The sequence below is a fragment of the Paraburkholderia tropica genome, assembly GCF_914484835.1.
GTDB classification, from domain to species: domain Bacteria; phylum Pseudomonadota; class Gammaproteobacteria; order Burkholderiales; family Burkholderiaceae; genus Paraburkholderia; species Paraburkholderia tropica_A.
Window position 1 is genome coordinate 36,305 of the sequence record NZ_CAJZAR010000090.1, and the last position, 26,647, is coordinate 62,951.

Consider the following 26,647-nt stretch of genomic DNA (forward strand, 5'->3'; position numbering starts at 1 on the left):
TCGGGATCGACGTTGGCGATGGTGCTTTCGGCTCTGTCAAACATACGGGTTCCGTTAAGTGTGTTCAGGTTGACCGGGTCTCGCGCGGAACGCGTAGCAGGTACGCGGCGCTGCTGGCGAAGTGGCCAGCCCTGACGTGGCGGAAGAAGGTGCCGCACACGCGAGGCAGGACAGCCCGTGCAGCGCTCATTGAAGCGCGCGGATCTCGGCTGCCCAGGCGAACGGCAAAACGGCACCCTGCGCTTCACGGTGGGTCGTTCCACCTTGAGCTCCCGATCGAGCCGCGCCAAACGCAGCATGACGCACGATTGTTACACCGCTTGCTGCACCGCCTGGTACACCGCTTGGAACACCATTGGGTGCAGCCGCAAATGCACGCGCCGTCATTCAGGAACCCTATCGCCAGTCACGCAGGGATTGAGCGCGTTAGTGTATTGGAACGGCCCGGAATAGGCAACCGAAGCGGGCTGTCCGAACGTCTCGGGAAGGGGCCCGAAGCGGGCGCCGGCCGCCGCGCGCAAGCCGCCGCCGCGTGCCGCCCGCAAGTCGATGCGGGGCTCGCCCGCGTTCTGACCCTTCCTTGCCGCAGCGCCGCATTGGAAGTAGGCTTTCCCCTTTCTTCGCCTTCTACCGACCAGGGAGCAACCATGATCGTTTTCGTCACCGGCGCATCAGCGGGATTCGGCGCCGCCATCGCGCGGGCCTTCGTCAAGGGCGGACACCGCGTCGTCGCCACGGCGCGCCGCAAGGACCGCCTCGACGCGCTGGCCGCCGAACTCGGCGACGCGCTTCTGCCCTTCGAACTCGACGTGCGCGACCGCGCCGCCGTGGAGGCCGCGCCCGCCGCCCTGCCGCCCGAATTCGCCGACGTGGACGTGCTCGTCAACAACGCCGGCCTCGCGCTCGGCGTGGAACCGGCGCAAAAGGCCGACCTTGACGAATGGGAAACCATGATCGAGACCAATTGCACCGGTCTGGTGCAGGTCACGCATGCGTTCCTGCCGGGCATGGTCGCGCGCAACCGCGGCCACGTCTTCAATCTGGGTTCGGTGGCGGGCCGCTGGCCTTACCCGGGCGGCAACGTCTACGGCGCGACCAAGGCCTTCGTGCGCCAGTTCAGCCTGAACCTGCGCGCCGACCTCGCCGGCACCGCGCTGCGCGTGACCGACATCGAGCCCGGCCTGTGCGGCGGCACCGAGTTCTCGAACGTGCGCTACCGCGGCGACGACACCAAGGCCGCCAACGTCTACAAGGACGTGCAGCCGCTCACGGCCGAGGACATCGCCGACTCGATCTACTGGATCGCCACGCGCCCCGCGCACATCAATATCAACACGATCGAACTCATGCCGGTCGCGCAATCGTTCGCCGGACTGAGCATCCATCGCGGATAAATTTGCTTTCAATTTTCCTGCGTATGTCAGTCGTCCGAACGGCGTGCGCAGCGCGCGTTCCGGTAGAATGCGCGGCATGGAAATCTCCACCAGCAAGCCGGGTACGGCCCCAAGTTCGGAGGCCGCGTCCGGTTTTACATGGCCGATACGCGTCTACTACGAGGACACCGATGCCGGCGGCATCGTGTTCTACGCGAACTACCTGAAGTTCTTCGAGCGCGCGCGCACCGAATGGCTGCGCGCCTGCGGCGTTGATCAACGCAGGCTCTCCGAGGAAACCGGCGCCCTCTTCGTCGTGCGCAGCACCGCGCTCGACTACCGGGTGCCCGCCCGTCTCGACGACGTCGTGACGATCGTGAGCCGCCTCGACAAACTCGGCCGCGCGTCGGTCGACTTCATGCAGGAAGCGTGGCGCGGCGACACCTTGCTGGCCACGGGCAAGATCCGCGTCGGCTGTGTGGCGAACGTCGACGGCACCATGCGCGCGTCCGCCATTCCCGACCACGTTCACGCAGCTTTGGAACGTGGCATGAAGAAAGTCTTACCAACCGTGTCAACGGCATCCGCTTAATTGCCGTTGATACGACGCCAGTGAACTCGCGCGGGTCTTTGCAGGACCAAGCTGGGTTCGGCCGCGACGGCGCGCCGCCTTGCCGTTTGCCTTCGGGAAGCTTCGCGTTGACTTGCAGCCGCTCGCCCCTTCCGGGACGTTACAACGAACCTCTATGAACACTACACAAGACCTGTCGATCATTTCACTCGTTCTTAATGCGAGCATACTGGCACAGGCGGTGATGGGACTTCTCCTGTTGCTGTCTCTGATTTCCTGGACCTTCATCTTCCGCAAGTGGTTCGCCATCCGCCGCGCACGCCGGCAGACCGAACGCTTCGAACGCGACTTCTGGTCGGGCGGCGACCTGCAGGCGCTCTACCAGAGCGCAGCGAACAACCGCCACACGATCGGCGCGCTCGAGCGTATCTTCGAGTCGGGCATGCGCGAGTTCCTGAAGGCCAAAGAGAAGCGCCTGAACGATCCGAGCCTCGTGCTCGACGGCGCCCGCCGCGCCATGCGCGCGGCCTTCCAGCGCGAAATGGACGCGCTCGAGGCGAATCTCTCGTTCCTCGCCTCGGTCGGCTCGGTCAGCCCGTATATCGGTCTGTTCGGCACGGTGTGGGGGATCATGAATGCGTTCCGCGGTCTCGCGAACGTGCAGCAGGCCACCCTCGCGAACGTCGCGCCCGGCATCGCCGAAGCGCTGACGGCCACCGCCATCGGTCTGTTCGCCGCGATTCCGGCGGTCGTCGCGTACAACAGCTACGCGCACGACATCGACCGTCTGGCGATCCGCTTCGAAACCTTCATCGAAGAGTTTTCGAACATCCTGCAGCGTCAGGCCCACTAATCTTCACGAAGCAAGGAGTCGAAGATGGGAGGCTCAGTCCGTTCGAGCATGCGAGGCAGCCGCTCGCGCCGTGCGATGGCCGACATCAACGTCGTGCCGTATATCGACGTGATGCTGGTGCTGCTCGTGATCTTCATGGTGACCGCGCCGCTGGTGGCGCCGTCCATCGTCAATCTGCCGACTGTCGGCGGCGCGTCGCAGCAGCAGCAAACACCGCCCGTCGTGGTCAACATCCGGCCCGACGGCAATCTGAGCGTCAAATATAAGGACGACTCGGGCGCCACGCAGCAGGAAACCATGTCGCGCGCCGATCTCAACGGCTTCGTCGCCGATCGCGAGCAGAGTCATCCCGACCAGCCCGTCGTGATCGCCGCCGACAAGTCCGTGAAGTACGAGACCGTGATGAACGTCATGTCCGATTTGAAGGCGCACGGCGTCAAACGTGTCGGACTGCTCGTCAAATCGCAATGACCGGCAAGAAAGACACCTATCCGATGCAGCCTCCGCGCGAGCGTGGCACGGGGCGTGCTATAGCGCTCGCCGTGATCATGCACGTGCTGCTCGGTTTTTTCCTCTACCACGGCATCCACTGGCAGAACAGCACGCCGGCGGGTGAAGAGGCGGAGCTCTGGACCGAGGTGCCGGACCTGTCGACGCCGAAGCCGTTGCCGCCGCCCGCGCCGGTGACCCCTGCCCCGCCGCCGCCGCAGACGGAAGACGCCGACATTGCGCTGCAACAGCAAAAGCGCAAGCAGCAGGAAGCGGCGCGCGAGGCGCAACTGGCCGAGCAGCAACGCATCAAGCAGCAGCAGGAAGCCGAGGCGAAGCGTCAGCAGCAACTGGCCGCCCAGCAGGCGGCTCAGCTCGCCGCGCAGCAGAAGGCCGCAAAGCTCAAGCAACAACAGCAGCAGCAGGAACAGCAGCAGCAAGCCGCCGAAAAGCTCAAGCAGCAACAACAGCAGCAAGACGCGCTGAAGAAGCAGCAGGAGCAAGAGCAGCAACAGAAGCAGGCGAAGCTCGACGCCCAGAAGAAGGCCGACGCCGACAAGGCCGCCAAGGCCAAGGCGCAAGCCGACGCCCAGGCGAAGAAGATGGACGCAGAACGGCGCGCGCGCATCGCGCAGATGCAAGGCGCGATGGGCGGGGGCGAAGGCACGAGCGGCAACGGTCTCGCGAAAAGCGGCACCGGCAGCGGCTCGGGCGGCAATGCAGCAACGCCGGGTTATGCCGACAAGGTGCGCCGTCGCGTACGTCCGAACATCACCTGGTCCGGCGACACCTCGGGCCTGGAGACGGAGATCGCCGTGCACTGTTCGCCGAGCGGCACCCTGCTTTCGGCAACGATCACGCGCAGCAGCGGCAATGCGTCCTGGGACGACGCCGCATTGCGCGCGGTCAAGCTCTCGGACCCGATGCCGGTGGATACCGACGGCAAGACGCCGTCGAGCTTCAAGATTACCTTGCGCCCGGCAGGTTGACGGCGCAAGTCAGAGTGCAACAACGCTGGCGCGCGGCGGCGGGCAGGAACGATTCGATGCATCTCGGGTCTGTCTGCTGTCGCGCGGTGTGACAAATATCGCTTTTTCAGGAAACATCACAGCATGAGTCTGATGACGAAAATTGGCCTGCGTACCCTCGTCGCTTCCTGCCTGCTGGCAGTCGGCGGCGCCGCGAACGCCCAACTCAACGTCCTCGTCACCGGCGTGGGCTCCACCCAGTTTCCGATCGCCACGGCGAACTTCGCGGGCGAAGCAAATTCGCCGCAGCAAGTCGCCGCGATCGTGCGCGCCGACCTCGCGCGCAGCGGCAAATTCACCAACGTCGACGCGGGCAGCGCCCCGGTCGCCGAAACCGACTCGGTCGACCTCGGCGGCTGGAAAGCCAAGGGCGCCAATGCGTTCGTCGCGGGCAGCGTCAACAAGCTGCCGAACGGCCAGTACGAAGTGCGCTTCAAGCTCTACGACACGGTCAAGGGCGAAAGCCTCGGCGGTCTCGTGCTGCAAAGCCCGCCCGCGGGCCTGCGCATGAGCGCGCACAAGGTCGCGGACTACATCTATCAGAAGCTGATGGGCGACCGCGGCGTGTTCGCCACGCGCCTGTCGTACGTGATCCGCACGGGCGGCCGCTATCAGTTGCAGATTTCGGACTCCGACGGACAAGACGCGCACATCGCGCTGTCGAGCCCCGAGCCGATCATCTCGCCGGCCTGGTCGCCCGACGGCACCAAGGTCGCTTACGTTTCTTTCGAAAAGAAAAAGCCCATCGTCTACGTGCACGACCTGCCTACGGGGCGGCGCGTCGTCATTTCGGACCAAAAGGGCAACAACTCGGCACCGGCCTGGTCGCCGGACGGCCGCACGCTCGCCGTCGCGCTGTCGCGCACGGGCAACACGCAGATCTTCGCCGTCAATGCCGACGGCTCCGGTCTGCGCCGCCTGACGCAAGGCACGACCATCGACACCGAACCCACCTTCTCTCCTGACGGACGCTCGATTTACTTCACGAGCGACCGCGGCGGCCAGCCGCAGGTCTACAGGATGTCAGCACAGGGTGAAAGCGCAGGCGCAGCACAACGCGTGACGTTCACCGGCAGCTATAACACGAGCCCGCGGGTCAGCCCCGACGGCAAGCAGCTGGCGTACATCTCACGCACGGGCGGCGGATTTAAGCTGTACATTCAAGATCTGCAGTCCGGCGTGGCAACCGCGCTCACCGACACGACACATGACGAATCGCCCAGCTTCGCGGCGAACGGTCAGTACATTCTTTACGCCACACAGGTGAACGGCCGTGGCGTGCTGGCTGCTGTATCGACCGACGGTCGTACGCGGCAAATCCTGTCCGTTCAGGGCGGCAGCGTACGCGAGCCGTCCTGGGGTCCTTTCATGCAATAACACTTCAGGAGAGCAATAATGATGTCGAACAAATTCCGCCTGGCGCTGGCCGTCTTGATGATCGGTGCACTGGCCGCGTGTAAGTCGGCTCCGAAGACCGACGAAAACGCGAACGCCGGCTCGATGAGCACGCAGCCGAACCCGAACGCCGTCGCCCAAGTCAACGTCGACCCGCTGAACGACCCGAACAGCCCGCTCGCCAAGCGCAGCGTGTACTTCGACTTCGACAGCTACGCCGTCAAGGACGACTACCAAAGCGTGGTCCAGGCACACGCTCAATACCTCAAGACGCACCCGGAACGTCACGTCCTGATCCAGGGCAACACCGACGAGCGCGGCACGAGCGAGTACAACCTGGCACTGGGCCAGAAGCGTGCTGAAGCTGTCCGCAAGGCGCTGTCGCTGATGGGCGTGCCCGATTCGCAGATGGAAGCTGTGAGCCTGGGCAAGGAAAAGCCGGTTGCACAAGGCCACGACGAAGCCTCGTGGGCGCAAAACCGTCGCGCCGACCTCGTGTACCAACAGTAATCTGAGCATTGGATGAAGGGGCGTATGTCGCACCGTTTCTCCCCGCTGCGGGCAGCCGCAGCCGCCTGCGTGGCCGGCGTCGCCTTTGCGGCGATCCCGGCCCACGCGGGTCTCTTCGATGACGATCAGGCGCGCCAGGCGATTCTCGACCTGCGCGCCAAGAACGACAATCTGTCGAGCCAGTTGTCCGCGGCACAGCGCACGATCCTCGATCAGTCCAACCGCATGGACCAGCTGAACCAGCAGGTCGCGACGTTGCGCGGTCAGACCGAAGATCTGGCGAACGAGCTCACGACGCTGACGAAGCAACAGAAGGACTACTACACGGATCTCGACACGCGTCTCAAGAAGTTCGAGCCGCAGCAAGAGACCGTGGACGGCATGCAGGGCACCGTTCAGCCGGGCGAAATGGATGCGTTCAACTCCGCGTCCCAACAGTTCCGCAACGGCGACTTCAAGCAGGCCGCCTCGTCGTTCCGCAGCTTCATCTCCAAGTATCCGCAGAGCCCGTATCAGCCTACGGCGCAGTACTGGCTCGGCAACGCGCTGTATGCGTTGAAGGACTACAAGGGTTCGACGGCAACGTGGCAGAACGTGGTCAAGAGTTATCCGCAACATCCGCGCGCCCCTGAGGCGTTACTGGCGATCGCGAACAATCAGATGGAGCAAGGGCAAAAGGCTGCGGCCAAGCGCACGCTCGAACAGATCGTTTCGCAGTACGGCAGCTCGGAAGTTGCCCAGACGGCACAGAGCAAGCTCACACAGCTCAAATAAGCGCCGCTGGATCGATCTGGCGTGAAGCGAATGAGCGGCGTCATCGTGATCGCCGCAGGTTCGCCAAACGCGCCTCTCGCACTCCCCAAAAAGCCCGGAATACCGCGTATTCCGGGCTTTTTCTTTTGCGTTGTCTTGCTGGAGCGCTCAAGGAACAGATAAGAAGCTCGCGCCATAAGGTTGACACGTTCCGCATGTCTGCTATAATCCCGCTTCTTTCGGGTCGTTAGCTCAGCTGGTAGAGCAGCGGACTTTTAATCCGTTGGTCACAGGTTCGAATCCCGTACGGCCTACCAAAGCTTGAAACAAAAAGCCCAGTCTTCGGACTGGGCTTTTTGCTTTGGCGCGCAAAAAATCGCGCCTGCATTCCCGGACAAGCCTCGCGCGGCTCAGCGTGTATACTTCCCCACCCCGCCGTTCCCCCGCCGCACAGGCCACGTCAACATGAAGTTCTCGACTCTCGCCTGCGTCATGCTCGCGCTGCTCTGGATCAGTCTGCGCGTCCAGGCGCAAGTTCAAGCCCCGCCCGAAGACTACGAATATCTGCGGCGGATGAAGGTGCCCGACGCCGTCGTCAATTGCGTCGCCGCCCTCGATCAGTGGGTGCATGGCGCGCCGCGCTACGATTCGCTGATGGTCCCCGACCGCCGCGCGCTCACCGCCAAGGTCGAAAGCCCGGTGCCTGCGGGCGCGCTGCCCGATGGCGCGTCGAGCCCCGTGCCGCAGGCCTCGCCCATCGACACGCTGATTCATCTGCGCGGCTTCGCGAAGCTGCGCGGCAAGTACGCATGGGTGCCCGTGAAGGCGACGTGCGGTATCTGGCATACGCACGTGGTCGATGTCGCGCTGGCGCCGCACAGCACGCACGGCGACTCGCCGATCCACTGACGCGGATCGCAGCCAGCGCGTCGCGCCACATCGCGCACGCAACAAAAAAGCCCGTTACGCATCATGCGCACGGGCTTTTTTTCTGCGGGCCTCGGCGGCCCCGAACGAGCGTCGCGCAAAGCGCGCGCCCGTTGCCACCAGTCGGAAAGACTTAGTCGGCCTTGATGCCTTCGACCTGGATCTGCAGCGTCGTGGCCATCTTGAAGCCGTAAGCCTGGCCGTAGTTCACGCCGTAGTCCGAACGATCGAACGTGGCGGTCGCGTCGGCGCCGCACACTTCACGCTTGAGCATCGGGTTCTGGAAGCACTTGAACGAGTCGATCTTCAGGTTCAGCGGCTTCGTCACGCCGTGCAGCGTGAACGTGCCGATCACTTCGACGGGCTTGTCGCCGTCGTACTTGACCGAGGTGCCCTTGTAGACGGCCGTCGGGAACTTGGCCGCGTCGAGCATTTCCGCCGAGCTGACGTGCTTGTCGAGCGCCTTGTTGCCCGTGTCGATCGACGATGCGTCGATGGTCACGTCGACCGTGCCGGTCTTCGCAGCCGGATCGAGCACGACCGTGCCCGAGCTCTTCGTGAACTTGCCGCGCCACACCGAGACGCCGCCGAAGTGGTCGGTCTCGAAGCTCGGGTACGTGTGCGTCGGGTCGAGGTTGTAGGTGGTCGGCGCGGCGACAGCGGGCGTGGCGATGGCGGCGGCGAGTGCGGCGGCGGCAGCCGCGGCGAAAAGCGTATTCTTCATGTGAGCGTGTGTCCTGATGCTGGGGTTAAGACAAAGCGAATGCGGTTGAAACGGACAGCCGTTGCGCGTCAGTGCGCGGCGGCCACGATGTGAAACTTGATCTGCACGTCGTCGGCGACGATCGAGGTGTCTTTCCACTCGCCCGTGCCGATGTTGTACGCGAGGCGCTTGATGGGCAGCGCGCCGTCGAACACCTGGTTCGCGCCGTCCTTGTGGTACTGCACCGGCACGACGACATCGGTCGTCTTGCCCTTGATCGTGAGCTTGCCCGCGACCGAGTACGCGCCGTTCGCGCCGGCCTTGATCTGCGTGGAGACGAAGGTCGCGTGCGGGAATTTGCCCGCGTCGAACCACTCGTCGCCGGCCACTTCCTTGTTGTAGTCGGCCGAGCCGAGATCGAAGCTCGCGACCTCGACGTCGAGCTTCGCGCTCGAAGCGGCGACGTTGGCCGGATCGAAATGCACGTCGGCGCTGAAGTGGTTGAACTTGCCTTCGACCGGCACGTTCATCTGCTTGAACACGGCCGAGACGGCGCTCTTGCCGGCTTCGGGCGCCGCATCCGCGTTCAGGGCGAACGAAGCGGTGAAGGCCGCGCCGGCGGCGAGCGCCGCGCCGAGCGCGACGACGGAAGCTTTCTGGACGAGACGGTGGATCATGATCGGTTCGCTATTTACGCTATGAGCGGTGAAAAAACGTCGAATGGGAAGAATAAGAAGCGCACGCGCGCCGCGTGACGCAGGCGCGCCTCAGTCGCGCGGCGTGCCGAACGGCAGCATGCGCGCGAGGATGTTCTGGCGGTCGAGCAACTGATGCTTCACGACCGCGAGCACGTGCAGCGCCACCACGGCGAGCAATGTGTAGTTCAACGAAACATGCACGATCCGCAGCGTGCCCTTGAGCGCGGTGTCGGGATCGATCAGCGTGGGCAGCGGCCAGATGCCGAGATACACGACCTGAATGCCGGCCGCCGAGCTGTACAGATAGCCGGTCACGGGAATCGCGACCATCAGCACGTAAAGCAGGAAGTGGCCGAGATGCGCGAGCCCCTTCTCCCAGGCGGGCGTCGAGGCAGGCAGCGCGGGCGCGGCGTGGGTCGCGCGCCAGATCAGGCGCACCAGCACGAGCGCGAGCACGGTCACGCCGATCCACTTGTGCCACGAAAAATAGCGCAGCTTGGTGGGCGTGATGCCGGGGATGTCGGTCATGATCCAGCCGAGCGCGAAGCCCCAGACGATCAGCACGGCGACCAGCCAGTGCAGCAGCATGGCGACGCCGCTGTAGCGGCCGGCGGGCTTGACGGTTCGATTCATCGGCATGGTCGTCCTTGATGGGGAACGCGCACTTTACCCCGACGCTAGGTATACAAACAATCGTCTAGAATGGATCGTTACCATCCAATTCTTCGATAGGTCGCTCATGGACCGCTCTCCGAGCCTCGAACAACTGCGCGCGCTGATCGCGGTGGCGGAAACCGGCAGCTTTTCGGCGGCGGCGCGCCAGCTCGACCGCGCGCAGTCGGTCGTGAGCTACACGATCGCGAATCTGGAGGCGCTGCTGGGCGTGGCGCTGTTCGAGCGCGGCAAGCGCAAGCCCGAGCTGACGGCGGCGGGCCGCGCGATTCTCGCCGACGCGCGCCGCCTCGACCTGCTGATGGGTCAGCTTAACGCCAAGGCCGCCGGCTTGCAGCGCGGCCTGGAAGGCGAGGTCTCGGTGGCCGTCGACGTGATGTTTCCGTCGGACCGGCTCGTGCAGGCGCTGCAGGCCTTCGCGCGCGAATTCCCCACCGTCGCGCTCAACCTGACGATGGAAGCGCTCGGCGGCGTGCTCAAGCTCGTGCTCGACGGCGACTGCGCGTTCGGCATCAGCGGGCCGAACCAGAACTGGCCGCACGTGATCGAGGCGCGCGCGATCGGCACCGTCGAACTCGTGATGGTGGCCGCGCCCTGCCATCCGCTTGCGCAGGCCGCGCAGCCCGTGCGCATCTCCGACGCGCGCGAGCACACACAGCTCGTGCTCACCGACCGCAGCCGCCTCACGGTCGGGCAGACGTTCGGCGTGTATAGCAACCGCGCGTGGAAGCTCGGCGACCTGGGCGCGAAGCACCGTCTGCTGCTCGCGGGCCTCGGCTGGGGCTCGATGCCGCGTCATCTGGTGGAAGCCGACCTCGAAGCGGGCCGCCTCGTGCGTATCGCGCTCGCCGACCGCAGCTCGGTGAACTACAACGTCTCGCTGATCCATCGCACCGATACGGGCACCGGCCCGGCGACTCAGTGGCTCTGCGAATATCTGACGAAGGGCACGCCGCCCGCAGCGCTGCTGCCCGACGCGCGCTGAGCCGCCGCTGACGTCAGCAGCCGCGCTTGCACACCCAACCCGCACACCCAACCCGCAGGCCCGATCCACAGGCCGATAAAGCGCACCGCCAGCTGCCGCGCCGCCGCTTTCACACGCGCCCAGTTGCGCCGATACAACCCGCGCCGCCGCGCCTGACAAAGCTTCACAAACCCGCCTGAGCCGCGCCACGCGGCGCGCCGCGGCCATCGCGCGCCGTCCGGCACGGCTCCGGACGCGCCAATCGGCTGATGCGCGCATTTTTCGAGAAAGACCCTCGTGCCATGATCGCGCCGCTCCAAGAGCCGGCGGCGCGACGCCTTGCGCCGCGACGGTCCGCGCGGTGCCGTGCTCCACCTCGCGCCTTGCCCGAAACGTCCGAAACGTCACATGGATAACTTCGTCTATTGCCTGGTGTCGAATCTCGTCCTGCTCGCCGGCGTGCAACTGGTCTGCTGGTTCATCCGCGCGATGCGCCCGGACGTCCGCCTGCACGGCACGCGCGTGTTCGTCGGCATGATCGCGCTCGCCTGCGTCTTCGACGCGGCGCTCACCTTCCTCGTGTTCGCCGACGCGGGCGGCGCGTGGCGCGCTCGCCAGCCGGTCGACAGCTTCTTCGCGCGCGCTGCCGCTTATGGACTGAGCGCGCTGTTCGCGCTGGTCGCCGGCTATCTGGCGCGCCGTCGCACGGCGGCGGACGACGCCGACCGCGAGCCGCGCAAGGCGTCGCGCGACGCCCTCGTGATCGAAACCTCGCCCTACAGCAAGTCCACGCTGCCGATGTAGGACGGCGCGCCGCCGTCTACTTCTTTTTGCCTTTGCCCGAGGCTTTTGCCCCGCCGGATTGTGCCGATCGTGCCGATTGCGGGGATTGCGCCGCCGTCGGCACCACACCGGACCAGCCGGGCAGATAGCGCGCGTCCGGGTCGTGCGCGTGGGCGAGCGCATCAACGAGCGCCTGGTCGAAGTCCTTTCGCACGCGCGCGGACGGCACCTTCTGACGCAGATAGTCGGCCCAGAGGAATTCGCTGAAGGGCGTGGTGTCCTTGGCGTAGCCGCCCGCCACGCGCAGTTCGCCCGCGAGGCTGCGGTACGGATCGTCGTCGAGACCGAACAGCTGCTTCGGCAGATTGGCGTAGGCGCAGCGCTCGCCGACGGCGTCGAACGGATGCACCCACTGGTTGTGCTCCATCATCCGCCAGAAGATCGTGGTGTCGAGCCACGACAGATCCTTGAGCACCGTGACCTTCACGCTCGGCACGCCTTCGTGCAGCCACGCGAGCCCGAGATGGTGATGGTCGACCACGTAGTAGCGCCCTTTCGGCCCGAGCACGGCCGGAAACCAGTGCGAGCCGATGGCCGCCGCGCGGCCTTTCTTGTCGAGCGTCTGCCAGTGTTCACGCTTGGCGTTCACCTCGCGAAAGCCGACGGTGAGCTGCGTGGGACGCAGTTCGTCGAGCTTCACGTCGATGAGATGCAGATCCGTGTTCTGCAGGTTCATGGCGGGTCTCCTTGTCGAGCGTTGCGATGCGATGCGTTTCGATGCGATGAGATGGAATGGGACGAGAAACCGTCGCGCAACGATACCGCCTAACCGATATGCAATGCGCATGAAACGCTGACGCGCGCCGCGCGGCCCTGCGTGGGGTCAACCCCGACGACGCCGGGCACGCTGAATGCACGCGATCGCCACTTCGCCTATAAATGCACGGATATGACGCGTGGTTGACCCGCAGCCGGCGTCATCGTCGTTCCCGCATCGCAGCGCTCGAAGTCCCGCCTCACGGCCGTCCCCGGTTTGTTTCAGTTTTGCCGCAGGTTCGTCGCAGTTTCGTCGCATTTTCGTTTCAGGCAGTCGCATCGGCTCGCAGTGTTCAGCAGTGTCCCGAAGTTCACGCGTCTTTCCGGCTCAATCAACGACTCAAGCGAGGGCATCTTGGATCTCGAAACCATCCGCGTATTCATCATGACCCGAGGCATCGACTTCGGGACCAAGGTTTTGGCGGCGATCGTCCTGTGGATCGTGGGGCGCTGGGTCATCAACATGATCGCCGGCTTCCTGCGCAAGCTGCTCAGCCGCAACGAACGCGTCGACCCGACGCTCGCGCATTACCTCAGCTCGATTCTCGCCGGCGTGCTCAACCTGCTGCTGGTGCTCGCGATCCTGCAGGTGTTCGGCGTGCAGACCACCTCGTTCGCGGCGCTGCTCGCGGGTCTCGGCCTCGCCATCGGCACGGCGTGGGGCGGCCTGCTCGCGCACTTCGCGGCGGGCGTGTTCATGCAGGTGCTGCGACCGTTCAAGGTCGGCGACTTCGTGACGGCGGGCGGCGTGACCGGCACGGTGAAGGAACTGGGCATTTTCGGCACGACCATCATCTCGCCGGACAACGTGGTCAACATCGTCGGCAACAACAAGATCTTCTCGGACACCATCTCGAACTACAGCGCGACGCCCGTGCGCCGCGTCGAGCTGACCGCGAAGATCGCCAACGGCGTCGATCCCGTCGATGCCGCCAACCGCCTGCGCGCGGCCATCGCGAAGATCCCGAACGTCGCGCAGGAGCCCGCGCCCGACGTCGAGATCCTCTCGTTCACGCCTGAAGGTCCGCTGCTCGCGGTGCGTCCGTACACCAACAACGAGACGTACTGGCAGGTGTATTTCGATACCAACCGCGCGATCGTCGAGACCTTCCGGGACGCGGGTTATCCGACGCCGGAAACGCCGTCGATCATCCGGCGCATCGGCACGCAAGGCGCGTAACCTCGCTACGGCCACGTCCGGCCACAAGCAGCAACAAGCAGCCACAAGCGGGCCGCGCAAAGAAAAACGGCATCGTCCTCGCGGGCGATGCCGTTTTTTCGTGAAGCGCCGATCGGGCGATCAGGCGTTCGAGCGCTCAGTGTTGCTCAGTGCGCATCAGCAACCATCAGCGACAATCAGCGCCCATTCGGCCCGCGCACGGCATTGCCGCCGCTGTTCTTGCGCATCATCTTCCAGAGGCCGCCGAGCACGATCGGCACGATCGCCGCGCCGATGCCCACCAGCACGATGATGTTGAGGTACTGGCGGATGAATGGAATGTTGCCGAAGAAAAAGCCGAGCAGCACGAGCAGCAGCACCCAGAACAGCGCGCCCGCGATGTTGAACAGCTGGAAGCGCTGCATGCTCATCTGCGAGACGCCCGCGACGAACGGCGCGAAGGTGCGCACGACCGGAATGAAGCGCGCGAGCACGATGGTCTTGCCGCCGTGGCGCTCGTAGAAGTCGTGGGTCTTTTGCAGCGCGGCGCGGTCGAGGAAGCGTTCGAGCACGGGGATGCGCGTATTGAACACCGCCGGTCCGATCGCACGTCCGATCATGTAGTTGAGCGTGTTGCCCGTAACCGCCGCGACGATCAGAAGCGTGAGCAGCAGGCCGAGATTCATCTCGTGCGTGGCCGCGAACGCGCCGCCGATGAACAGCAGCGAATCGCCGGGCAGGAACGGCAGCACGACGAGCCCGGTTTCGCAGAACACGATCAGGAACAGAACCGCGTAGACCCAGGCACCGTACTGGTGGATGAAGACTCCGAGAAACTTGTCGATGTGCAAGACAAGGTTGACGAACTGCAGCAGCGTATCCAAAAGTGTCCCTTATTGGTCGAGGACGGAGCGCTCGCGGGAAGCGCCCTCGCCCGGTGTGGCGCGAGAAGGAAAATTGACCGCGCCATCATACAGAAAGTGCCCCGCCGTCATGAAAAATTCCCGTGAACGGCGGCAAAAATGCGTCCAATAGATCGCATATTGGCGCTTAACGGACACTTAAGGGGCCCGGTCGAGCGCCGGGCCGGCGCATCCCGACTCGCTATAATTGCGCGCATGTCCTCGAATTCCGATCTCCCCGGCGCCGCCGCGCCCGACGCCCCCGCTTCCGCCCTGCCCGACGAGGCCAACGCGGCCCCCGAGTCCGCCTCGCGCGGCCCACGGCCCGCGCGCGCGATCCAGGCGCTGCCCGACCAGCTGATCAGCCAGATCGCGGCCGGCGAAGTGGTCGAGCGCCCCGCCTCGGTCGTGAAGGAACTGCTCGAAAACGCGCTCGACGCGGGCGCGAGCACGCTGCGCATCCTGCTCGACGAAGGCGGCGTCAAACGCATCTCGATCGCCGACGACGGCTGCGGCATTCCCGAAGGCGAATTGCCGCTCGCGCTGATGCGCCACGCCACCAGCAAGATCCGCTCGCTCGCGGAACTCGAAAGCGTCGCGACGCTCGGGTTTCGCGGCGAAGCGCTGGCCTCGATCGCCTCGGTCGCCGAGATGTCGATCACGAGCCGCACCGCGCAGGACGCGCACGCCGTCAAAATCGACGCGCACACGGGCGCGATCTCGCCCGCCGCGGGCGGCCAGGGCACGACCATCGAAGTGCGCGAGCTGTACTTCAACACGCCCGCGCGCCGCAAGTTTCTCAAGAGCGAGCAGACCGAACTCGGGCATTGCCTGGAGATGATCCGCCGCAGCGCGCTCGCGCGCCCGGACGTGGCGATCTCGGTGCTGCACAACGGCCGCGCCGTCGAGCACTGGAACGCGAGCGATCCGGGCACGCGCGTCTCGAAGATTCTCGGCGAGACCTTCGCCAACGCGCATCTGCCGCTCGACGAGCGCGCGGGACCGCTGGCCGTCTACGGCTGCGCGGGCCTGCCGACGGCGAGCCGCAACCGCGCCGACCAGCAGTACTTCTTCGTGAACGGCCGTTTCGTGCGCGACAAGCTGCTCACGCACGCGGTGCGCGCGGCCTATGAGGACGTGCTGCACGGCGACCGCTATCCGTCGTATGTGCTGTTCCTCGACCTGCCGCCCGAGGCCGTCGACGTGAACGTGCATCCGTCGAAGATCGAGGTGCGTTTCCGCGATTCGCGCTCGATTCACCAGTTCGTGTTCCATGCCGTGCAGCGCGCGCTGGCGCGCCACGCGGGCGCGTCGCCGGAAACGACGTCGGGCGGCCACGCCGCGCTGATCGAACCGCGTGCGATTCCGAGCGCGGGCGTGCTCGGCGGATCGGTGGGGCTGAGTTCGGGCGCGTCGCGGTCGGCTTCGTCTGGATCGGCAGGTTCAGCGGGATCGGCGGGCGATGGCGCGGGCCGGTTCGGCACCGCGAGCGTCGCCAGCAGCTTCGGCGGATCGTCGAGTGCATTTGGCGGCGCGGGCAGTTCAGGCGGTTTCGGTGGCGCACGCGCGTCGGGCTTCGGCGGCTCGGGCTCCAGCGGCGGCTCCGGCGGCGCAAGCAGCGGCAACACCTGGCTGCGCCAGTCGCGCATGCAGCAAGGCTCGCTGCCGGTCGCGCAGCCGCTCGCGCTTTACGACGCGCTGTTCGGTCGCAAGGACGTCGGCGTCGGCACCGCGCAAGGCTCGACCGTCACGCAAGGCGATGCAGCCGCCGACGGCGCGCCCTTCGACAGCGCGGCGCAACCCGCCTTCGACGCCCGCGACGATCATCCGCTCGGCTTCGCGCTCGGCCAGGTGCACGGCATCTACGTGCTCGCGCAGAATGCGCGCGGCCTCGTGATCGTCGATATGCACGCGGCGCACGAACGCATCCTCTACGAGCAGTTCAAGGCGGCACTGGCCGAGCGCTCGCTCGCCGTGCAGCCGCTGCTGATCCCGATCTCGATGCAGGCCGATCCGGTGGAAACCGGCACCGTCGAGGAAGAAAAGGCCACGCTCGAAGCGCTCGGTTTCGATCTCGCCGTGCTCTCGCCCACCTCGATCGCGATCCGAGCCGTGCCCGCGCTGCTCAAGGACGCCGACCTCCAGGCGCTCGCGCGCGCCGTGCTCACCGACCTGCACGCCTACGGCGGCTCGCGCGTGCTCACCGAGCGCCAGCACGAAATGCTCGGCACGCTCGCCTGCCATCATGCGGTGCGCGCCAACCGCCGCCTCACGCTCGACGAGATGAACGCGCTGCTGCGCCAGATGGAAGCCACCGAACGCGCCGACCAGTGCAATCACGGCCGCCCGACCTGGTATCAGCTCACGCTCGCGGACCTCGACCGTCTGTTCATGCGCGGCCAGTGAGCGGAGCCACCATGAGCACGACGCAATCTCCACGGCCGGTCGCCTGCCTGCTCGGGCCGACCGCATCGGGCAAGACCGCCGCCGCGCTGGCCTATGCGGCGCAAGCTGCCGCGCAGGGCCGCACGGTCGAAATCGTCAGCGTCGATTCGGCGCTCGTCTATCGCGAGATGGATATCGGCACCGCGAAGCCCAGCGCGGAAGAGCGCGCGGCGGCGCCGCATCATCTGATCGATATCGTCGATCCGGCCGATGCCTACTCCGCCGCCAACTTCCGCGCCGACGCGCTGCGCGTGACCGGCGAGATCGTCGCGCGGGGCAACGTGCCGCTGCTCGTGGGCGGCACGATGCTCTACTACAAGGCGCTCACGCAAGGCCTGAACGATCTGCCGGGCGCCGATCCCGCCGTGCGCGCGCAACTCGACGCCGACGCCGCCCGCGACGGCTGGCCCGCGCTGCACGCGCGCCTCGCGCAAGTCGATCCGGCCACGGCCGCGCGCCTCGCGCCGAACGACTCGCAGCGCATCCAGCGCGCGCTCGAAATCTGGATGCTGTCGGGCCAGCCGATGTCGGCGCTGCTCGCCGCGCCATCGAGCCGCGACGACGCGGCCGCACGCTACCGCTTCGTGCCCGTCGCGCTCGAACCGTCGGACCGTGCGGTGCTGCACAGGCGCATCGAGCAGCGCTTCGACGCAATGCTCGCGGCGGGTCTGATCGACGAAGTGAAGGCGCTGCGCGCGCGCGGCGATCTCGACGCGAATCTGCCGTCGATGCGCTGCGTCGGCTATCGGCAGGCGTGGGAATACCTCGACGGCGAGATCGACTACGACACCCTGCGCGACAAGGGCGTGTTCGCCACGCGCCAGCTCTGCAAGCGGCAGCTCACGTGGCTGCGCGCGATGCCGGAGCGCATCGTCGTCGATTGCTGTGCGGCCGATGCGACCGCGCAGGCCGTGGCGGCGGTCGAGCGGATCAACGCCTAGGCCACCCGGCCACACCCTCCTTTCCGTTGTGCATCACAGCATCGCGCGCGGCACCTGCCGCGCGTGCCTGTGCACGCGCACACACGCCTGCGCACCCATCTCCCGCGCCGCAGCGCGCCACCAAAACCCGCCCGCCTCGTCTTGACTTTCGTTCGCCCGAATACGATCATTCGTTCATCGATCGGGCAAATGCTCTAGAAACTTCACTCCCACGCCCGGCGCTTCACACATCGAAACCAGCCAGACGCGCACGCGAAATGCGCGCACATCGCCATCGACAGGCGAACACGGAGACACCTTATGGCCAGCGAACGCAGCGACGCGAACGTGATCCTGCACATCGGCGCCGGATCGTTTCACCGCGCGCATCAGGCGTGGTATCTGCACCGCGTGAACCTCGCGCGCCAGCCGGATGAGCCGCACTGGACGCTCAGCGTCGGCAACATCCGCGCCGATATGAACCCCGTCATGGACGCGCTCGCCGCGCAGCACGGCGTCTACACGCTGGAAACCGTCACGCCGCAGGGCGAGCGCGCCTATGAGGCAATCCGTTCGATCACGCGCGTGCTGCCGTGGTCGGCCGACCTCGCGAGCCTGATCGACGCGGGCGCGGACCCGGCCTGCAAGATCATCGCGTTCACCGTAACCGAAGGCGGCTATTACCTCGACGAGCACGACCGCCTTGACACCGCCAATCCCGACCTCGCCGCCGATCTGAACGGTGCGCGCACCACCATCTACGGTGCGCTGGCCGCGATCCTCGAAGCACGCATGACGCGCGGCGGCGGACCGGTCACGCTGCAAACCTGCGACAACCTGCGCAGCAACGGCAAGCGCTTTCACGCGGGCATGCGCGAATTCCTCGCACTGCGCGGCGCGAGCGACTTGCGCGCGTGGTTCGACGCGAACACGGCCTGCCCCGATTCGATGGTCGACCGCATCACGCCGCGTCCGACGCCCGACGTGCGCGAGCGCGTCAAAGCCGCAACCGGCGTCGACGATGCCTGCCCCGTCATGGGCGAGGCCTTCATCCAGTGGGTGATCGAGGATCACTTCTGCGCGGGCCGCCCCGCGTGGGAGCGCGCGGGCGCGGAAATGGTGGAATCGGTGATGCCCTACGAGGAAGCGAAGATCCGCATCCTCAACGCGACGCATAGCTGCATCGCGTGGGCGGGCACGCTGGTGGGCCTCTCGTATATCCACGAAGGCACGAACGACGCCGATATCCGCGCGTTCGCGCACGCCTACGTGAGCGAGGACGTGATTCCCTGCCTCACGCCGAGCCCGCTCGACCTCGAAAAATACCGCGACGTGGTGCTTGAGCGCTTCAGCAATCCGTATATCCAGGACACCAACCAGCGCGTCGCCGCCGATGGCTTCTCGAAGATCCCCGGCTTTATCGCGCCGACGATCGCGCAGCGCATCGCCGCCGGTGCGACGCCCGCCGCCACCGCCGTGCTGCCCGCGCTGTTCCTGCGCTTCCTGCAACGCTGGAACAAGGGCGCGCTGCCGTATCAGTATCAGGACGGCGTGATGGACGGCGTGGCCGTGGCGAAGCTGTTCGAAGCCGCCGATCCGCTCGCCGCGTTCGCCGCCGACAAGCTGCTCTGGGGCGGTCTCGCGGGCGGCGCGCCGCTCGAAGGCGCGCTGCGCGAAGCGCTCGCGCGCGTCGATGCGTGGCTCGCCCGGCGCGGGTCCGCGGCTTGATCGCCCGGTTGGCGTCTTTCTCGACCGCCCTTCTTGCGCGCGCGGCCTGTGCCGCGCCGCGTCTCACCACGCGCGTCCCCGGGTCGCCGCGCATGGCGCCGCCGTGCGCGCGCGGCTAAAGTAGCGCCTCCACCTCCGAACCTGCGCGCGCCATGTCCACGTATCTCGGCATCGACCTCGGCACCTCCGAAGTGAAAGTCCTGCTGCTCGCGCCCGATGGCCGCGCGATCGGCACCGCGGGCTCGCCGTTCACGGTTTCGCGTCCGCAGCCGCGCTGGGCCGAGCAGCATCCCGACGACTGGTGGGACGGCACGCGCCGCGCGCTCGCCGCGCTGCGCGCCCAGCATCCGCACGAGTTCGCGCAGGTGCGCGGCATCGGCCTCTCGGGGCAGATGCACGGCGCGGTGCTGCTCGACCGCCACGACGCCGTGCTGCGTCCCGCGATCCTCTGGAACGACATGCGCGCCGTCGACGAATGCGCCGAACTCACCGCGCGCGCGCCGCAACTGCATCGCGTGGCGGGCAATCTGGCGATGCCGGGCTTCACCGCGCCCAAGCTGCTATGGGTCGCGCGTCACGAGCCCGAACTGTTCCGCCAGACCGCCTGCGTACTGCTGCCAAAGGACTGGCTGCGCCTGAAGCTCACGGGCGGCAAGGTCTCCGATCCGTCCGACGCGGCCGGCACGCTCTGGCTCGACGTCGCGAAACGCGACTGGTCCGACGCCCTGCTCGACGCCTGCAACATGACGCGCGCGCAGATGCCCGCGCTCGCCGAAGGCAGCGCGCCGTCGGGCACGCTGCTGCCCGAGGTCGCGCGCGAGTTCGGCCTGCGCGAGGACGTGGTGGTGGCGGCCGGCGGCGGCGACAACGCGACGAGCGCGATCGGCATCGGCGCGGTGCAGCCCGGCGACGGCTTCGTCTCGCTCGGCACCTCGGGCGTGCTGTGCGTGATCGGCGACCGCTTCGCGCCCAATCCGGCTTCGGCCGTGCACGCGTTCTGCCACGCGATTCCGAACCGCTGGCATCAGATGAGCGTGGTGCTCTCGGCCGCTAGCTGCCTGCGCTGGGTCTGCAAGCTCACGGGCACCGACGAGCCCGCGCTGCTCGCCGAAGTCGAACGGCTCGACGCGCGCACGCTCGCGCAGGCGCCGCTCTTTCTGCCCTACCTCTCGGGCGAGCGCACGCCGCACAACGATCCGTACGCGCAGGGCGTGTTCTTCGGCATGACGCACGCGACCGACCGCGCGCTGCTCGGCTACGCCGTGCTCGAAGGCGTGACGCTCGCGCTCACCGACGGCCTCGACGCGCTCGCCGCGGCGGGCACCACGGTCGGCCCGCTGTCGATGCTCGGCGGCGGCGCGCGCAGCGCCTGGTGGGCGCAACTGGTCGCCGACGCCTTCAATACGCCCACGCGCCAGCACGGCGGCGGCGAGACCGGCGCGGCGCTCGGCGCGGCGCGCCTCGGCTGGCTCGCGGCGGGCGGCTCGTTCGACGAGGTGCTGACGAAAGCGCCCGTGGCCGCCGAATACGCGCCCGACGCCTCGCGCCACGCGGCGCTGCGCGAACGGCTCGAAGCGTATCGCGCGCTGTATCGCCATGTGCGGCCACTGTTCGATCCGTCGCGCGAAAGGCTGGCGTAAGACCCGGCGGCGCATCCAGTACACTTCGCGCCGCGTTTGAAAAAACGAACGCGCCCGACGAAACCCGCAGAACCCGCTCCGAAGACCACCGTGCCCAAGTCCACCGAAAAACTCGATCTCGCCACCCGCGCCGCGTGGCTCTACTACGTGGCCGGCAACACCCAGAACGAGATCGCCGAGAAGCTGCAGGTCTCGCGTCCGGTCGCGCAGCGGCTCGTCGCCTATGCGGTCGAGAAGAACCTGATCCGCGTGCGCGTCGATCATCGGCTGGCCGACTGCCTCGCGCTCGCCGACCGGCTCTCGAAGCGCTACGGCCTCTCGGTCTGCGAGATCGTGCCGATCGACGGCGACGCCCAGGACGCGATCGACCGCAAGCTCGCCGTGGCGGGCGCGCAGGTGATGGAGCGCTATCTCGCCGAGGAGCGGCCGATGGTCGTGGCCGTGAGCAGCGGGCGCACGCTCAAGGCCGCCGTCGATCAGATCGCGCAGCTCGATCGTCCGCAGCACCGGCTGGTGTCGATGGTCGGCGCGATCGCGCAGGACGGTTCGTCGAACCGCTACGACGTGGCGCTGCACATCTCCGAAAAGACCGGCGGCAAGCACTTCCTGCTGCCCGCGCCGCTGATCGCCGACAACGAGGCCGAGCGCGCGCAATGGTGCAATCACCGGCTCTATCGGATCGTCGAGGGGCTGTCGGGCGAGGCCGATGTGGCCTTCGTCGGCATCGGCAATATCGGCGAGCACTGCCCGCTTTACGAGGACGGCTTTCTCACGCTCGACGAAGTGCACGGGCTGATGGAACTGGGCGCGATCGCCGAAATGCTTGGCTTGCCGATCGACGCGAACGGCAAGCGCGTGGAGTCGCCGACGGGACGCCGCGTGACGAGCCTCTATCTGGATTCGCCGCCGAAGCGCCCGACCATCGGCTTCGCGGGCGGCGAGCGCAAGCGCGACGCCGTGATCGCCGCGCTCAAGGGCGGCTGGCTCTCGGGCCTCGTCACCGACGAAAACTGCGCGCGCGCGGCGCTCGGCGAGGCGGTTTGATGGTTTGTTTTTCTGCTTGTTTTAGCGCTTGTTTTAGCGCTTATTTCTCGGGGAAACTTTCGGCGAGCGCGTTGCGGATCGCCGCGGCGTTCGGATAGCGCGCGTGCTGCGTGCGGCCATCGCGGAAACCGCACTGGCACTGGCCGATGAACGGCGCGCTCGCGTCGCTCTGCAAGCCCACGAACACCGCGCCCCGCGCGGCTGAGCCGGTCAGCTTGTAGACATAACCGTCGTAGGAGTCGCCGCCGTAGTCGTCATGCTGCTGCGGCGTGCGCACGAGCACGACGAGGCTGCGGCTGTGCGCCGTGTGATCCGCGTGCGCGAAGAACACCGACGCGATCTGCGGAATGCCGCCGTCTTCCTCGTAGCGGTCGAACAACTGGTCGTGCCACGCGTGATCGGCGTCCTGATAGATCAGATGCGCGTCGAGCGTGTAGGGCCGGTTGCTGTCGGTCTGGCCGGGGCGCTTCGAGGTGTTGTCCGTGAAGTAGACCCACGCGCCGGGCATGACCGCGCTCGCGTCGATGATCGGCGGCTGCAACTCGTGCTGGGCGTCGCCCCGCGAATCGACCTGCTGCACCACCGTCGCGGGCACGTCGGCGGCATGGGCGCTCGTGGTGGTCAAGGCGGTCAATGCGAGCGAAGCGGCAAGCGCACTCGCGATCGACACAGTCGACACGATCTTACGAATCATGATGGCACGCGGTCGGGGTTCGGACGCAGGATGATAGCGCCCGATTTCGGTTCTCCGCCTGCACGCGTGCAAGAAAATGCGCAAAAAAAAGCCCGCTCGAAAGCGGGCGTCTCAGAATAGTCCGCGCATGTTGGCATGCATCCGTGTCAGTCGCCCCGTCGCGCACCTTGCCCCGATTTGTCGAATCTCAGGGCGAGGCTCCTCCCCCATGCTCTGTGATTCGACCTCCTCCCGCTTTAGTCCTGATCTGATTCTCGCTCCCAGCGACGCGCTGCAGGATCACCCAAGTGGACGCTTTGCGACAACGCAGGTGCATTTCAGTCCACGACCGCATCGAGAACTCGACACACAGGGAGATCCGATTCATGAAAGAGGCTGGCGACAATGTCTATGGTTTCAAACAAAGCGAGGAGGAGGAATGGTTTTTGATTCACGATACCGCCGTCACGAACACCATCCCGGGTTCGATCGTCGAAGTCATGATCGACACCACGCCGATCTGCCCGAACATGACGGATAAAGAATTTCGCATCAAGGCAAAGTTGCTTTTAGGCTGGGCCGCCACGCTCGTAGAGCGAAGAATTGCAGACTTGAATCGCTACGATGGCGCGACAAGAGAACGCATGCTGTATTGGTTTAATCGCAGCGATCAGGATATGCGCCAATATCTCGCCACCGGATTCTCAAGGCATCTGGCTGCGCTCAACTCGCTAACGCCAGCTAGCCTGGTCCGAAGCGACCCGAACCTCGACAGGATATTGGGTTGCGTGCCGAACATGAAGAATATCGACCGTGAGGCTGCTCATGTCTGCGGCCCGAATACCGAACGCCGGCTTGTCAGCATCGGCATGAAATTTTGCAGCGGGTTACGCGATCAGAACATGTACGGCGATTCACGTCTCTCGACGCTGATACACGAAGTGACTCACTTTGCCGACACGTTCGCCAGCGACGATCCTCGATACGGTATTGATCCGACCGCTGCCGAATGGGCCAGGAACCATCCCGGGCAGGCGCTGCGCAATGCAGACACCCTTACAGGCTATGTTGTCTATGGCGAGCCGCTTTTCCCCATTTAAGCGATAAGTGCGATGAACAGGACTCGATACATTCAAACTGCGTTACTTTCGATGGCTTGCCTCTACGCTGCTCACACTCAAGCGGAGTGCAAAGGATCGCAGAACCTTCCGTCCGAGCAGCATCAGGTTGCTTTCAAGTCGAATGAGTCGGACATTTCCCAATCTGAACGCGCACGGCTCAACGACTGGATCACGCTTGTGAACTCGAGATATGCGATTCAGAACTGGATAACGATCATTGGCAGTGCGGCCGACCGTGAACAGGAGTCGAAGCAACTGGCCATGCGCCGCGCTGTGACTGTCGCGCAGGAGGCGCTTGGCGATGGCTTGGTCAACGCGCCTTTGCAGATCAAGGTTCAAATCTATCCCGTTGCGAATACGGAGCCGATTGACAGTGAAAGTCGGGAAGTCACGGTGCAACTGAGCCCTGGTTGCCCCGATAACTGTTGCGACGGCCAATAACGCTAACCCCGCTCAGGCGGGGGTTCTTATTCAACGCGCAAAAAAAAGCCCGCTCGAAAGCGGGCGTCCCTCGTTGGGGCAAGGCAACCTCAGACAACGACGACTACAAAAAACCTTCCAGACAACCTCAAGCCGCCAGTTCCTGCGCGAAGCGGCGCTCGAACGCCTGACCGTTCGCGTCGAACAGATGACAATGATCGGCGGGCGCGCCCACCTTCAGCGCTTCGCCGCGCTCGTGCCGTTCCAGCGGCGGAATGCGCGCGATCAGACCATCGGGCGCGGCCGCGCATTCGGCGTAGAGATAGGCCGCGTCGCCGAGCGATTCCACCGTCATCGCCTTCGCGCTCACGCCGCCCTCGCTCACGCCCACGTGCAGATGCTCGGGCCGGATGCCCACGGTCACCTTGTCGCCTTCACGCGCGCCGCGCGGCTCCACCGCCACCTTCTGCGTTTCGCCGCTGTCGTAGCGCACGAGGATGCCGTCGCTCGCGACCTGCGCAATCGTGCCTTCGAGGAAGTTCATCTTCGGCGAGCCGATGAAGCCCGCCACGAAGCGATTCGCCGGCGCGTGATAGAGCCGGTTCGGCGAGCCGACCTGTTCGACGTTGCCCGCCGACAGCACGACGATCTTGTCGGCGAGCGTCATCGCTTCGACCTGATCGTGCGTCACGTAGATCATCGTCGTCTTCAGCTCGTCGTGCAGGCGCGCGAATTCCAGACGCATCTTCACGCGCAGCGCGGCGTCGAGATTCGAGAGCGGTTCGTCGAACAGGAACACCTTGGGCTTGCGCGTGATCGCGCGCCCGATCGCCACGCGCTGACGCTGGCCGCCCGAAAGCTGCTTGGGCTTGCGATCGAGCAGATGGTCGATGTGGAGGATCTTCGCGGCGTTCTTCACGGCCGCGTCGATCTCGGGCTTCTTCGCGCCCGCGAGCTTGAGGCCGAAGGCCATGTTGTCGTACAGCGTCATGTGCGGATAGAGCGCGTACGACTGGAACACCATCGCGATGCCGCGCTTGGCGGGCGGCACGTCGTTCATGCGCGTGCCGTCGATCGTCAGGTCGCCGCCGCTGATGTCTTCGAGACCCGCGATCATCCGCATCAGCGTGGTCTTGCCGCAGCCGCTCGGGCCGACGAACACGACGAACTCGCCGTCACCGATATCGAGGTTCACGTCGCGCAGCACTTCGGTTTCGTCGTAACGCTTGAGCACGTTTCTCAGGATCACGCTTGCCATGATGTGTCTCCATTCGTTGCGGCAGCCGGCGCATTGCCTGGCCCGCCGCGATTCCACTCTTGATTCGCCTGGCCGGAACACGCGCGCTCACTGCGCGCGCGCTTCCGTCCTCTGGATCCAGTCCGCCACGAGCGCGGGCAGCGCGCGCATGTCGTCGAAAATCTCGCGCGCGCCCATCTCGCGCAATTCGAGCGCGTGCGCCTCGCCGCCCACGTGCGCGCCGCCGACGAAGCCGAGCACGATCATGCCCGCCGCGCGCGCCGCGCTCACGCCGGCCACGCTGTCCTCGACCACGAGGCACGCCGCGGGCGCGACGTTCATGCCGCGCGCCGCCGCGAGATACACGTCGGGCGCGGGCTTGGGTTTCTCGACCGTATCGGCGCAATAGAGGCGCTCGCCGAAGAAGCGCGTGAGGCCGTTGCGCGCGAGCACGTGGCGCACCACGGCCGTGTAGCTGTTGCTCGCGCAGCCCTTGGGCAGCTCGATGGCGTCGAGCGCCGCGGCCACGCCGGGAAAGAGCGGCGCGTCGGCGGCCTCGGTTTCGGCCACGGCGCGGATCGCGTCGACATCGGCGCTGGTCAGCGTGCGCGCGAGCGCTTCGCTCGCGCCCGCCAGCACGCGCTCGATGCGCTGGCCGAGCAGCGGCATCAGCACGGGCGCGACATCGGCGCCGGGCCAGCGCGCTTCGAGTTCGCGCACCAGCACGCGTGCGGCCACGGCTTCGCTGTCGATCAGCACGCCGTCGCAATCGCAGATGAGCGCCTGGATCGTCATCGTGTTTTGCAGGTTCGTCATGACGTTT

26 protein-coding genes, 1 tRNA gene, 1 pseudogene and 1 riboswitch are annotated in these 26,647 nt (G+C 66.0%); of the genes and pseudogenes, 20 read left to right on the forward strand and 8 right to left on the reverse strand.

The features are described from left to right. Positions 1-204 precede the first annotated feature (204 nt). Positions 205-420: riboswitch (ZMP/ZTP riboswitch) on the reverse strand. 227 nt (positions 421-647) lie between these two features. The 10 genes from ydfG (at position 648) to LDO54_RS33420 (ending at position 7,881) form a co-directional block, all read left to right on the forward strand. Further along, entirely contained in the window at positions 648-1,394 is a 747-nt protein-coding gene (ydfG, locus tag LDO54_RS33375) for a bifunctional NADP-dependent 3-hydroxy acid dehydrogenase/3-hydroxypropionate dehydrogenase YdfG (RefSeq protein WP_224016317.1), read from the forward strand. Positions 1,395-1,461: 67 nt separating this feature from the next. Continuing rightward, positions 1,462-1,965, forward strand: a complete 504-nt coding sequence (gene ybgC, locus LDO54_RS33380; RefSeq protein ID WP_224016322.1) for a tol-pal system-associated acyl-CoA thioesterase — start codon at positions 1,462-1,464, stop codon at positions 1,963-1,965. A gap of 154 nt (positions 1,966-2,119) precedes the next feature. Next, positions 2,120-2,797 carry a protein TolQ gene (tolQ, locus tag LDO54_RS33385; RefSeq protein ID WP_027817805.1) on the forward strand — a complete coding sequence of 226 codons (678 nt, stop codon included), beginning with the start codon at positions 2,120-2,122 and terminating at the stop codon, positions 2,795-2,797. A 24-nt stretch (positions 2,798-2,821) separates the two neighbouring features. Further along, complete coding sequence (tolR, locus tag LDO54_RS33390; protein ID WP_224016325.1) at positions 2,822-3,268, forward strand: protein TolR; 447 nt, start codon at positions 2,822-2,824, stop codon at positions 3,266-3,268. Then, positions 3,265-4,275: a cell envelope integrity protein TolA gene (gene tolA, locus LDO54_RS33395; RefSeq protein WP_224016329.1), complete on the forward strand. Its 1,011-nt coding sequence runs from the start codon at positions 3,265-3,267 to the stop codon at positions 4,273-4,275. Before tolR ends, tolA begins: the two co-directional genes overlap by 4 nt. A 123-nt stretch (positions 4,276-4,398) precedes the next feature. After that, positions 4,399-5,691 (forward strand): Tol-Pal system beta propeller repeat protein TolB, encoded by a 1,293-nt coding sequence (tolB, locus tag LDO54_RS33400; protein ID WP_224016331.1) that lies wholly within the window; start codon positions 4,399-4,401, stop codon positions 5,689-5,691. Between the two features lie 18 nt (positions 5,692-5,709). Further along, entirely contained in the window at positions 5,710-6,219 is a 510-nt protein-coding gene (gene pal / locus LDO54_RS33405) for a peptidoglycan-associated lipoprotein Pal (RefSeq protein WP_224016334.1), read from the forward strand. A gap of 24 nt (positions 6,220-6,243) precedes the next feature. Beyond that, positions 6,244-6,993, forward strand: coding sequence for a tol-pal system protein YbgF (ybgF, locus tag LDO54_RS33410; protein ID WP_224016337.1), 750 nt, complete (start codon positions 6,244-6,246; stop codon positions 6,991-6,993). 220 nt (positions 6,994-7,213) lie between these two features. Beyond that, positions 7,214-7,289, forward strand: a tRNA-Lys gene (locus LDO54_RS33415). A 148-nt stretch (positions 7,290-7,437) separates the two neighbouring features. Continuing rightward, entirely contained in the window at positions 7,438-7,881 is a 444-nt protein-coding gene (locus LDO54_RS33420) for a BspC domain-containing protein (protein WP_224016340.1), read from the forward strand. A 151-nt stretch (positions 7,882-8,032) separates the two neighbouring features. On the opposite strand, the gene LDO54_RS33425 is transcribed toward LDO54_RS33420, so the two are convergent. The 3 genes from LDO54_RS33425 to LDO54_RS33435 form a co-directional block, all read right to left on the reverse strand. Beyond that, positions 8,033-8,623 (reverse strand): YceI family protein, encoded by a 591-nt coding sequence (locus tag LDO54_RS33425; RefSeq protein ID WP_224016342.1) that lies wholly within the window; start codon positions 8,621-8,623, stop codon positions 8,033-8,035. A 68-nt stretch (positions 8,624-8,691) separates the two neighbouring features. Then, positions 8,692-9,279: a YceI family protein gene (locus LDO54_RS33430; RefSeq protein ID WP_224016345.1), complete on the reverse strand. Its 588-nt coding sequence runs from the start codon at positions 9,277-9,279 to the stop codon at positions 8,692-8,694. 90 nt (positions 9,280-9,369) lie between these two features. Then, positions 9,370-9,933, reverse strand: a complete 564-nt coding sequence (locus tag LDO54_RS33435) for a cytochrome b (protein ID WP_224016347.1) — start codon at positions 9,931-9,933, stop codon at positions 9,370-9,372. Between the two features lie 106 nt (positions 9,934-10,039). On the opposite strand from LDO54_RS33435, the gene LDO54_RS33440 reads away from it, so the two are divergent. After that, entirely contained in the window at positions 10,040-10,957 is a 918-nt protein-coding gene (locus LDO54_RS33440; protein ID WP_224016350.1) for a LysR family transcriptional regulator, read from the forward strand. Positions 10,958-11,344: 387 nt separating this feature from the next. Continuing rightward, positions 11,345-11,740, forward strand: a complete 396-nt coding sequence (locus LDO54_RS33445) for a hypothetical protein (RefSeq protein WP_224016352.1) — start codon at positions 11,345-11,347, stop codon at positions 11,738-11,740. 100 nt (positions 11,741-11,840) lie between these two features. Here LDO54_RS33445 and LDO54_RS33450 read toward each other — a convergent pair. Beyond that, positions 11,841-12,455: pseudogene (locus LDO54_RS33450) on the reverse strand (ParB-like protein); the annotation flags it as partial. 435 nt (positions 12,456-12,890) lie between these two features. On the opposite strand from LDO54_RS33450, the gene LDO54_RS33455 reads away from it, so the two are divergent. Next, entirely contained in the window at positions 12,891-13,715 is an 825-nt protein-coding gene (locus tag LDO54_RS33455) for a mechanosensitive ion channel family protein (RefSeq protein WP_224016354.1), read from the forward strand. 176 nt (positions 13,716-13,891) lie between these two features. On the opposite strand, the gene LDO54_RS33460 is transcribed toward LDO54_RS33455, so the two are convergent. Next, positions 13,892-14,578: a VTT domain-containing protein gene (locus LDO54_RS33460; RefSeq protein ID WP_224016356.1), complete on the reverse strand. Its 687-nt coding sequence runs from the start codon at positions 14,576-14,578 to the stop codon at positions 13,892-13,894. A gap of 234 nt (positions 14,579-14,812) precedes the next feature. Here LDO54_RS33460 and mutL point away from each other — a divergent pair, with 234 nt between their 5' ends. The 5 genes from mutL (at position 14,813) to LDO54_RS33485 (ending at position 22,373) form a co-directional block, all read left to right on the forward strand. Then, entirely contained in the window at positions 14,813-17,002 is a 2,190-nt protein-coding gene (gene mutL / locus LDO54_RS33465) for a DNA mismatch repair endonuclease MutL (protein ID WP_224016358.1), read from the forward strand. A gap of 11 nt (positions 17,003-17,013) precedes the next feature. Continuing rightward, positions 17,014-17,982: a tRNA (adenosine(37)-N6)-dimethylallyltransferase MiaA gene (gene miaA, locus LDO54_RS33470; protein ID WP_224016360.1), complete on the forward strand. Its 969-nt coding sequence runs from the start codon at positions 17,014-17,016 to the stop codon at positions 17,980-17,982. Between the two features lie 300 nt (positions 17,983-18,282). Then, positions 18,283-19,689 (forward strand): D-arabinitol 4-dehydrogenase, encoded by a 1,407-nt coding sequence (gene dalD, locus LDO54_RS33475; RefSeq protein ID WP_224016363.1) that lies wholly within the window; start codon positions 18,283-18,285, stop codon positions 19,687-19,689. A gap of 152 nt (positions 19,690-19,841) precedes the next feature. Then, a complete protein-coding gene (xylB, locus tag LDO54_RS33480; protein WP_224016365.1) occupies positions 19,842-21,329 on the forward strand; it encodes a xylulokinase in 1,488 nt (495 codons plus the stop codon). 90 nt (positions 21,330-21,419) lie between these two features. Next, positions 21,420-22,373: a sugar-binding transcriptional regulator gene (locus LDO54_RS33485; RefSeq protein ID WP_224016367.1), complete on the forward strand. Its 954-nt coding sequence runs from the start codon at positions 21,420-21,422 to the stop codon at positions 22,371-22,373. Between the two features lie 40 nt (positions 22,374-22,413). On the opposite strand, the gene LDO54_RS33490 is transcribed toward LDO54_RS33485, so the two are convergent. Continuing rightward, a complete protein-coding gene (locus LDO54_RS33490) occupies positions 22,414-23,067 on the reverse strand; it encodes a hypothetical protein (RefSeq protein WP_224016369.1) in 654 nt (217 codons plus the stop codon). A gap of 365 nt (positions 23,068-23,432) precedes the next feature. Here LDO54_RS33490 and LDO54_RS33495 point away from each other — a divergent pair, with 365 nt between their 5' ends. Together LDO54_RS33495 and LDO54_RS33500 are read left to right on the forward strand one after the other, a co-directional pair. Further along, on the forward strand, positions 23,433-24,146 hold the full coding sequence (locus LDO54_RS33495) for a M35 family metallo-endopeptidase (protein WP_224016371.1): 714 nt from the start codon (positions 23,433-23,435) through the stop codon (positions 24,144-24,146). Positions 24,147-24,158: 12 nt separating this feature from the next. Beyond that, a complete protein-coding gene (locus LDO54_RS33500) occupies positions 24,159-24,608 on the forward strand; it encodes a hypothetical protein (protein ID WP_224016373.1) in 450 nt (149 codons plus the stop codon). Positions 24,609-24,735: 127 nt separating this feature from the next. On the opposite strand, the gene LDO54_RS33505 is transcribed toward LDO54_RS33500, so the two are convergent. Both LDO54_RS33505 and LDO54_RS33510 read right to left on the reverse strand, forming a co-directional pair. Beyond that, entirely contained in the window at positions 24,736-25,845 is a 1,110-nt protein-coding gene (locus LDO54_RS33505) for an ABC transporter ATP-binding protein (protein WP_224016375.1), read from the reverse strand. Positions 25,846-25,932: 87 nt separating this feature from the next. Continuing rightward, the gene (locus tag LDO54_RS33510) at positions 25,933-26,640 is read right to left on the reverse strand and encodes an HAD family hydrolase (protein ID WP_224016377.1); all 708 of its coding nucleotides are present in this window, start codon (positions 26,638-26,640) and stop codon (positions 25,933-25,935) included. Positions 26,641-26,647 lie beyond the last annotated feature (7 nt).